The sequence below is a fragment of the Halopseudomonas sp. Lyrl_26 genome, assembly GCF_051948695.1.
Classification (GTDB): domain Bacteria; phylum Pseudomonadota; class Gammaproteobacteria; order Pseudomonadales; family Pseudomonadaceae; genus Halopseudomonas; species Halopseudomonas formosensis.
On record NZ_JAYJLH010000025.1, the window covers coordinates 1 to 8,365 of the forward strand.

The 8,365-nt window shown below is 61.5% G+C and carries 5 protein-coding genes; all 5 read left to right on the forward strand.

The genetic code is table 11. The features are described from left to right. Nucleotides 1–467 precede the first annotated feature (467 nt). The 5 genes from VF673_RS14840 to VF673_RS14860 all read left to right on the forward strand — a co-directional run bounded on the left by VF673_RS14840 (nt 468) and on the right by VF673_RS14860 (nt 8,142). A complete protein-coding gene (locus tag VF673_RS14840; RefSeq protein ID WP_090537130.1) occupies nt 468–740 on the forward strand; it encodes a YeaC family protein in 273 nt (90 codons plus the stop codon). Further along, nucleotides 740–1,573: a DUF2797 domain-containing protein gene (locus tag VF673_RS14845; protein ID WP_440292500.1), complete on the forward strand. Its 834-nt coding sequence runs from the start codon at nt 740–742 to the stop codon at nt 1,571–1,573. The genes VF673_RS14840 and VF673_RS14845 overlap by 1 nt, the downstream gene beginning before the upstream one ends. Before the next feature lie 10 nt (nt 1,574–1,583). Then, nucleotides 1,584–4,229, forward strand: a complete 2,646-nt coding sequence (gene pepN / locus VF673_RS14850) for an aminopeptidase N (RefSeq protein WP_440292501.1) — start codon at nt 1,584–1,586, stop codon at nt 4,227–4,229. Nucleotides 4,230–4,611: 382 nt separating this feature from the next. Next, on the forward strand, nt 4,612–5,733 hold the full coding sequence (locus VF673_RS14855) for a YCF48-related protein (RefSeq protein WP_440292502.1): 1,122 nt from the start codon (nt 4,612–4,614) through the stop codon (nt 5,731–5,733). A gap of 57 nt (nt 5,734–5,790) precedes the next feature. After that, nucleotides 5,791–8,142 carry an efflux RND transporter permease subunit gene (locus tag VF673_RS14860; protein WP_440292503.1) on the forward strand — a complete coding sequence of 784 codons (2,352 nt, stop codon included), beginning with the start codon at nt 5,791–5,793 and terminating at the stop codon, nt 8,140–8,142. The last annotated feature ends 223 nt before the right edge of the window (nt 8,143–8,365 follow it).

Sequence of the window (8,365 nt, forward strand, 5' to 3'; positions counted from 1 at the left end):
AGGAGCACCCGCCTCGGGTGCGAATATGTGCTGGCCCGGTTCGCACCGAGGGCGGTGCTCCTACAGGAATGAAACCGCGGTAGGAGCACCCGCCCCGGGTGCGAAAATGTGCTTGCCCGGTTCGCACCGGGGGCGGTGCTCCTACAGAACCAGCCCGCCGTAGGAGCACCCGCCCCGGGTGCGAACAACGTGCTTGCCCGGTTCGCACCGAGGGCGGTGCTCCTACGGGAGCGGAATCGGGGTAGGAGCACCCGCCCCGGGTGCGAATAAATGCCGGCCGGGTGCGAATGGCGTAGCGCGGGTGCGCTGCTCCCTGGACGAGCTGGTGCTCGTCCCTCTCAGGTTCCTCCCAGGCACTCCCGGGCACTCCCGGGCACGTCCCGGCCTGCGAAAAAATGTACAATGGCGGTATTTCCCGGGTGGCGCGCGGTTGCCCGGTGTTCCCCGATTTCACTTCCGGAGATTCCATGGATACCTTCATTCAGATGCTGCGCAATATTTCCCCCGAGGTCTACGAGAGCCTGAAGACGGCTGTGGAGCTGGGGAAGTGGGCTGATGGCCGCAAACTCACCCAGGAGCAGAAGGAGCTCTGTCTGCAGGCCATCATCGCCTGGGAGATGGACAACCTGCCCGAGGAAGAGCGCACCGGTTATATCGCGCAGAGCTGCAAGAACGCCTCCAAGGCGCCGGCCAACCTGGATGAGTCGCTGTTTTCGGCGGCGAAGGGCACTCTGCACTGATGGCGCTGGTCAGCGGCGAGGGCAGTATCCGCAAGATGCTCGGTACCCTGGGCGAACCCGTCCGGTACGCTTTACCCCTGGGCGATGAGCAGTTGCCCCTGAATGACCTGCTCGGGCGCACCATCCGCCTCGAGGCCCTTGGAGAGATCCGGTGCCAGCACTGCAACCGGCTTACCAAAAAGAGTTACAGCCAGGGATTCTGCTTTCCCTGCATGAAGAAGCTGGCGCAGTGCGATATCTGCATCGTCAGTCCCGAGCGCTGCCATTACGAGCAGGGCACCTGCCGCGAGCCGGCCTGGGGCGAGCAGTTCTGCATGACCGATCACATTGTCTACCTGGCCAACTCCTCCGGCCTCAAGGTGGGCATTACCCGTGCCAGTCAGATTCCGACCCGCTGGATCGATCAGGGTGCGAGCCAGGCATTGCCGATCATGCGCGTGGCGACCCGTCAGCAGTCGGGTATGGTCGAAGACCTGCTGCGTCAGCAGGTGGCGGACAAGACCAACTGGCGTCTGCTGCTCAAGGGCGAGCCGGAGCCGATGGATCTGATCGCCGAGCGTGATCGTCTGCTGGAAGGGGCGCAGCCGGGATTGCAGGCGCTGCAGGCCCGCTTCGGTATCCAGGCGCTGCAGCCACTGACCGATGCCCAGGTGCAGCACATCCGCTATCCGGTGCTGGAATACCCGGCCAAACCGCAGTCGGCGAATCTGGACAAGGAGCCGGTGCTCGAGGGCACCCTGCTGGGGATCAAGGGTCAATACCTGATGCTGGATACCGCCGTCATCAATATTCGCAAATACACCGCCTACACTATGGCATTCAGTGTGTCCTGAGGACTTCATCATGCGTACAGAACAACCCCAGACCATCTACCTCAAGGACTATCGGCAGCCGGATTACTGGATCGACGAGACCCATCTGACCTTCGAGCTGTTCGAGGACCATGCGCTGGTACACAGCCGCCTGTTCGTCCGCCGCAATGGCGACGCGGGCCTGGTGCCGCTGGTGCTGGACGGTCAGCAGCTGGAGCTGGTCAGCGTGGCACTGGGCGACCAGACCCTGGCCCCGACCGACTACCAGGTAGATGAATACAGTCTGACCCTGCACCCGCAGGCAGCGGAGTTCGAGCTGGCGATCACCACCCGTATCGAGCCGCAGAACAACACGGCGCTGGAGGGGTTGTACAAGTCCGGAGGCATGTTCTGTACCCAGTGCGAAGCCGAGGGCTTCCGCAAGATCACCTATTACCTGGATCGGCCGGATGTGATGAGTCGCTTCACCACGACCATTCTGGCTGATCGCGGCAGTTATCCGATCCTGCTCTCCAACGGCAACCTGATTGCCAGTGGTGAGCACGAGGGCGGCCGCCACTGGGCGACCTGGGAAGATCCCTTCCCCAAACCGTCCTACCTGTTTGCCCTGGTGGCGGGAGACCTGTGCCTGATTCAAGACAGCTACACCACCCTGAGCGGCCGCACCATCGACCTGCGTATCTATGTCGAGCCGGAGAACCGCGAGCAGTGCGGTCATGCGATGGATAGTCTGAAGCGCTCGATGCGCTGGGACGAGGAGGTCTACGGTCGCGAGTACGATCTGGATATCTTCATGATCGTGGCGGTGAACGATTTCAACATGGGCGCCATGGAGAACAAGGGCCTCAACATCTTCAACTCCAGCTGCGTGCTGGCGCACCCGGATACTGCGACCGACGCGGCCTTCCAGCGTGTCGAGTCGGTGGTGGCCCATGAGTATTTCCACAACTGGTCAGGCAACCGGGTGACCTGCCGTGACTGGTTCCAGCTGTCGCTCAAGGAAGGCTTCACCGTGTTCCGTGATGCCGAGTTCAGCGCGGACATGAACTCGCGCACGGTCAAGCGCATCGAGGATGTGACCTTCCTGCGGGCCAACCAGTTTGCCGAGGACGCCGGCCCCATGGCGCACCCGGTGCGCCCGGAGTCCTACATGGAGATCTCCAACTTCTACACCCTGACCATCTACGAGAAGGGTGCGGAGGTGGTGCGCATGCTGCACACCCTGCTGGGGGCGGAGGGCTTCCGCAAGGGTACCGACCTGTACTTCGAGCGCCACGACGGTCAGGCCGTGACCTGCGATGATTTCATCGCCGCGCTGGAAGATGCCAACGGGGTGGACTTCACCCAGTTCAAGCGCTGGTACAGCCAGGCTGGCACCCCGGTACTGGAAGTTGACGGCGAGTTCGATGCCAGCAGCTCCACCTACCGCCTGCGCTGCCGCCAGAGCTGCCCGCCGACACCGGGGCAGAGCGAGAAGCTGCCCTTCGTCATTCCGCTTCGCATGGCGCTGCTGGATTCCGAAGGCCGCGAGATGCCGCTGAAGCTGGCGGGCGAGGCGCACGCACGGGGCAACGAGACAGTGCTGGCGGTGACCGAGGCCGAGCAGGAGTTTGTCTTCGAGGGCATCACCGAAGAGCCGCTGCCGTCGCTGCTGCGTGGCTTCTCCGCCCCGGTGAAGCTGGTCTACCCCTACACCCGCGAGGACCGCGTGTTCCTGGCCATGCATGACCCGGACGGGTTCAATCGCTGGGAGGCTGCCCAGTCCCTGGCGGTGGACGTGCTGCAGGGTCTGGTGGAAATCCACCAGGCCGGGCGTCCGCTGCTGCTGGATCAGCGCCTGCTCGAGGTATGGCGCAGTGTGCTGGCCGACGCCGAGCTGGATCAGGCCATGGTGGCGGAGATCCTGCGTCTACCGTCGGAGGCCTATCTGATCGAGCTGGCCCAGGTTGCGGACGTCGATGCCATCCACCATGTGCGTGAGTGGGTACGCCGCGAGCTGGCCAATGCGCTGGCCGAGCCCATGTGGCAACGCTTTGACGCCCTCGGCAGCGCTGCCCAGCCCTGGAGCGCCGATGCCGCCAGCATGGCCCGTCGCAGCCTGCGCAATACTCTGTTGGGCTACCTGATGCTGACCGGCTCCTCTGCGGCCATGTCCGCCTGCGTGCGCCAGTTCGTCGAGGCCAGCAACATGACTGATCGCCAGGCCGCGCTGGTGGCGCTGGTCAACTCTCCGGACGAGCATCAGAAGCATGCCGCCCTGCAGGAGTTTGCCCAGCGCTGGGCCGACTACCCCCTGGTGATGGACCAGTGGTTCAACATCCAGGCCAGCAGCCCGCTGCCCGGCGGACTGGAGCGGGTGCAGGAGCTGATGAAGCACACGGCCTTCAGCATCCGCAACCCGAACAAGGTGCGCTCGTTGATCGGCGCCTTCGCCAACAACAATCTGGTCAACTTCCACCGCAAGGATGGGGCAGGGTACCGGTTCCTGGCCGACCGGGTCATCGAACTGAACCTGATGAATCCGCAGATCGCCTCGCGTCTGGTCACCCCGTTGACCCGCTGGCGCAAGTTCGACCCGGCGCGTCAGGAAATGATGAAGGCGGAGCTGGCACGGATTCTGGAGCAGGACAAGCTGTCGCCGGATGTCTATGAGGTGGTGAGCAAGTCCCTGGCTTAAGGGTGCGGAGTGTGGGAACAGCTGGATTTCGTCCACAGGGCGCGGCTGTTCTCCTGCCTGCCAGTGCCTGAATCGCAGACTATTCTCATCATTGATGGTCTTTCGCCAAACGCCTTCGATGTGGCCAGCAGGTCGCAGGCGTGATATCACTATGTCCCGCTGTGTCAGCGCGGTGGGACGTGTCCGTTGATCGTATTCCCTGTGCCCTGACGCTCCAGATACCGTTCGACGCCTCTGATCCGGCTGGTTCAGGGCGTTTTTCGGTATGTTCGACTGGTTAACAAAACATAACCAAGTCCAGTTGGCGGGTCTTGTCGATTCTGGATAGTATCGCCAGACATGCCATCAGGCAGAGTCATATATAAGAACAAGGGGAAGGATTATGCACGAGCCGTTATCATGGCGCGTTTCTAGAAAATCTCTGTCATGCAGAATCGCATTGGCGCTGGGTCTCACCAGCGTACTGTTCGCCGGTTCGTCTTCCGCCCTGGCGCAGACAACAGCATCCAGCACTGAACTCAAACCAGCCATCATGTCACTCAAGGCGAGCAAGACGCTCCTGCTTGATGTGGCGCATGCTGGCGATCGTCTCGTGGCCGTTGGGGCACGTGGGCATATCGTCTATTCCGATGACAAGGGCGCAACCTGGCTCCAGGCCACCGTGCCGGCACGCCAGTTGCTCACCTCGGTCTATTTCGTCGATGACAAGCGCGGCTGGGCAGTCGGCCACGACTCGCTGGTACTGCATACGGCGGACGGAGGGGAGTCCTGGACCGTTCAGTACCGTGACCCCGAGCTCGACGCGATGGACGAAGAAGGCTTCGGCTACCTGGAAAAGCCGCTGATGGACGTGCGCTTCCGTGACGCCGATACCGGCTTTGCCATCGGTGCCTACGGTCTGCTGCTGCGCACCGATGATGGCGGCGAGACCTGGGAAGACGTGTCCTTCGACGTGGATAACGAGGAAGGCTTCCACTTCAATGCCCTGACCGAGGTGAAGGACAGCGGTCTGTTCATGGTCGGCGAGATGGGCACCATGTACCGCTCCGCCGACTATGGCGATACCTGGGAGACCCTTGAGGACACACCCTATGACGGTTCCTGGTTCGGTGTATCCGGTACCGGTGAAGCCGGTGGCGTGATTGCCTGGGGTCTGCGTGGCAACGTGTTCCGTTCCGATGACTTCGGCGATACCTGGCAGAAAGTCCCCCTGATGACCCCCAGCAACGGACCGCTCGAGTCCACTCTGGCCGGTGGCGGTCTGACCCTTGACGGCCGCCTGGTCATCGTCGGTGTCGGTGGCGTTGTGGCCATCAGTGAAGATGCCGGGCGCAGCTTCGATGTGCGTATCCGCAGCGACCGGGTTGCTCTGGCCAGCGCCACAGCCCTGGCCGGTAACGGCGTGCTGCTGGTAGGTCAGCGTGGCACCGTGACCGCCGGCCCCGATGGTGCTGCAGCCAGCCCCGATGCCGTTGTGGTGCCGGCACCGGCGACAGAAGAATAACGATAAGCAACTGACCAACGTCTTGCTTCAATAAGAATTACAAGCCAGGAGATTTTGATGTCCGCACATCATCAGGAAACCGCTCCGTTCATCGAGCGGCTGATATTCAACAACCGGCTGGTGGTATTGCTGCTGTTTGCAGCCATTACCCTGTTCATGGCCTTTCAGGCCTCCCAGGTACGACCGGTCACCAGTTTCGACAAGATGATCCCGCTGCAGCATCCCTGGATCGCCAACATGATCGAGCACCGGGATGACATGGCGAACCTGGGTAACTCCATCCGGATCGCCGTCGCCATCAAGGATGGCGACATCTTCTCGACCGAGTACATGGAAACCCTGAAGCGGGTCAACGACGAGGTGTTCTTCCTGCCCGGCGTGGATCGCGCCAACCTGCGCTCGCTGTGGACACCGAACGTCCGCTGGACCGAGGTAACCGAGTACGGTTTCGATGGCGGCCCGGTCGCGGACAAGCCGGCCTATCTGACCGAGGAAGATCTGGAGGACCTGCGGGTCAACATCCTCAAGTCCGGTGAAATCGGCCGTCTGGTGGCGAACAACTTCAAGTCCACCATCATCGAGGTGCCGCTGCAGGAGTCCTATCCCAATCCGGAGAATCAGGGCGAGCTGATCCAGCTGGATTACGGCGAGTTCTCCCGCCTGCTGGAAGAGAAGATCCGCAGCGAATTCCAGGGTGAGAACCCGAACATCAGCATCCACATCATCGGCTTCGCCAAGAAAGTGGGTGACCTGATCGAAGGTATCGTCAAGGTGGTGATGTACTTCGGTATCGCGCTGCTGATCACCTTCGTACTGCTGCTTATCTTCACCCGCTGTTTGAAGAGTTCGCTGATCACCCTGGCGTGCTCGGTCATCGCCGTTGTCTGGCAGATGGGCCTGTTGCATACCCTGGGTTATGGTCTGGATCCCTATTCGATCCTGGTGCCCTTCCTGGTCTTTGCCATCGGTATCTCCCACGGCGTGCAGATCATCAACGCCATGTCCATTGAGTCGATCACTGCTGACGGCGCCTATACCGCTGCCCGCCGTGCGTTCCGCTCGCTGTACATTCCCGGCATGGTGGCGCTGGTCTCCGACGGTGTCGGTTTCGCCACGCTGCTGCTGATCGAGATCGAGGTTATCCGCGAGCTGGGTATCGCCGCCTCCGTAGGTGTGGGCGTCATCATCCTCACCAACCTGGTGCTGCTGCCGGTCCTGATGTCCTATATCGGTATCAGCAAGAGCGCTGTCGAGCGCAATCGCGACCTCAACTCGCGTCCCCAGCGTCTGTGGCGCGGTCTGTCGGGCTTCGCACATCCTGCCGTTGCGCCGATCTCCGTGGTCATCGCTGTGGTAGCCTTTGCCTTCGGTATCTACCATGGCCAGAAGGTGGAGATCGGTGACCTGGATCCGGGTGCACCTGAGCTGCATGCCGACTCCCGCTACAACATGGATAACGACTTCATCATCCGCAACTACTCCACCAGCTCGGACGTACTGGTGGTGATGGTCAGCACCCCGCCGGAAATGTGCTCGGCGTACGAGACCATGGAAGCCATCGACCAGCTGGAATGGCGCATGGCCAACCTGTCGGGTGTGCAGTCCGCGGTATCCCTGGTGACGGTGGCCAAGCAGGTGATCATGGGTAACAACGAGGGCAGCCTGAAGTGGCAGGCCCTGTCGCGTAACCAGGACAACCTGAACACCGCCATCAGCCGTGCTCCGGAAGGCATGTTCAACGCGGCCTGCTCCCTGGCACCGGTGATGGTGTTCCTCAACGACCACAAGGCTGAAACCCTCAAGCGCGTGACCGCTGAGGTCGAAGCCTTTGCCGAGGAGTACAACAACGAGAACCTGCAGTTCAAACTGGCTGCCGGTAACGCGGGTATCGAGGCTGCCACCAACGTGGTCATCGAGAAGTCCCAGATCAAGATGCTGATCACCGTGTACGTGGTGGTGATCCTGATGTGTCTGGCGACCTTCCGTTCGATCCCGGCGGTACTCTGTATCATCATCCCGCTGGCGCTGACCTCGGTTCTGGCCAACGCACTGATGGCCTTCCTGGGCATTGGCGTGAAGGTGGCGACCCTGCCGGTGATCGCGCTGGGTGTGGGTATCGGTGTTGACTACGGTATCTATATCTACAGCCGTCTGGAAACCTACCTGCGTCAGGGCCTGCCGCTGCAGGACGCCTACTACGAAACGCTGAAGACCACCGGCAAGGCGGTAACCTTTACCGGCTTTACCCTGGCCATTGGCGTTGCAACCTGGATCTTTTCCGACATCAAGTTCCAGGCTGACATGGGTATCCTGCTGACCTTCATGTTCCTGTGGAACATGTTCGGCGCCCTGTGGCTGCTGCCGGCACTGGCACGCTTCCTGGTCCGCCCGGAGAAAATCCGCAGCTGATCGAGCCCAGGCTCCAGACAATCCCCCGCCTGTTCGCAGCCGGGGGATTTTTTTTGCCTGTGGGGCAGGGCGCGAGTGCAGGCTGGCGCTTCGTGGTCTGGTCGAATCCGCTCATCGAGCTGGTGCTCGACGTTCCCAGCGGCCTCATACGTGTAGATACTCTGTTAAAGGTCAAGCTTTCATGTGCTCCTCACTGAACAATTGTGAGGAGTCGAAGGCGGTC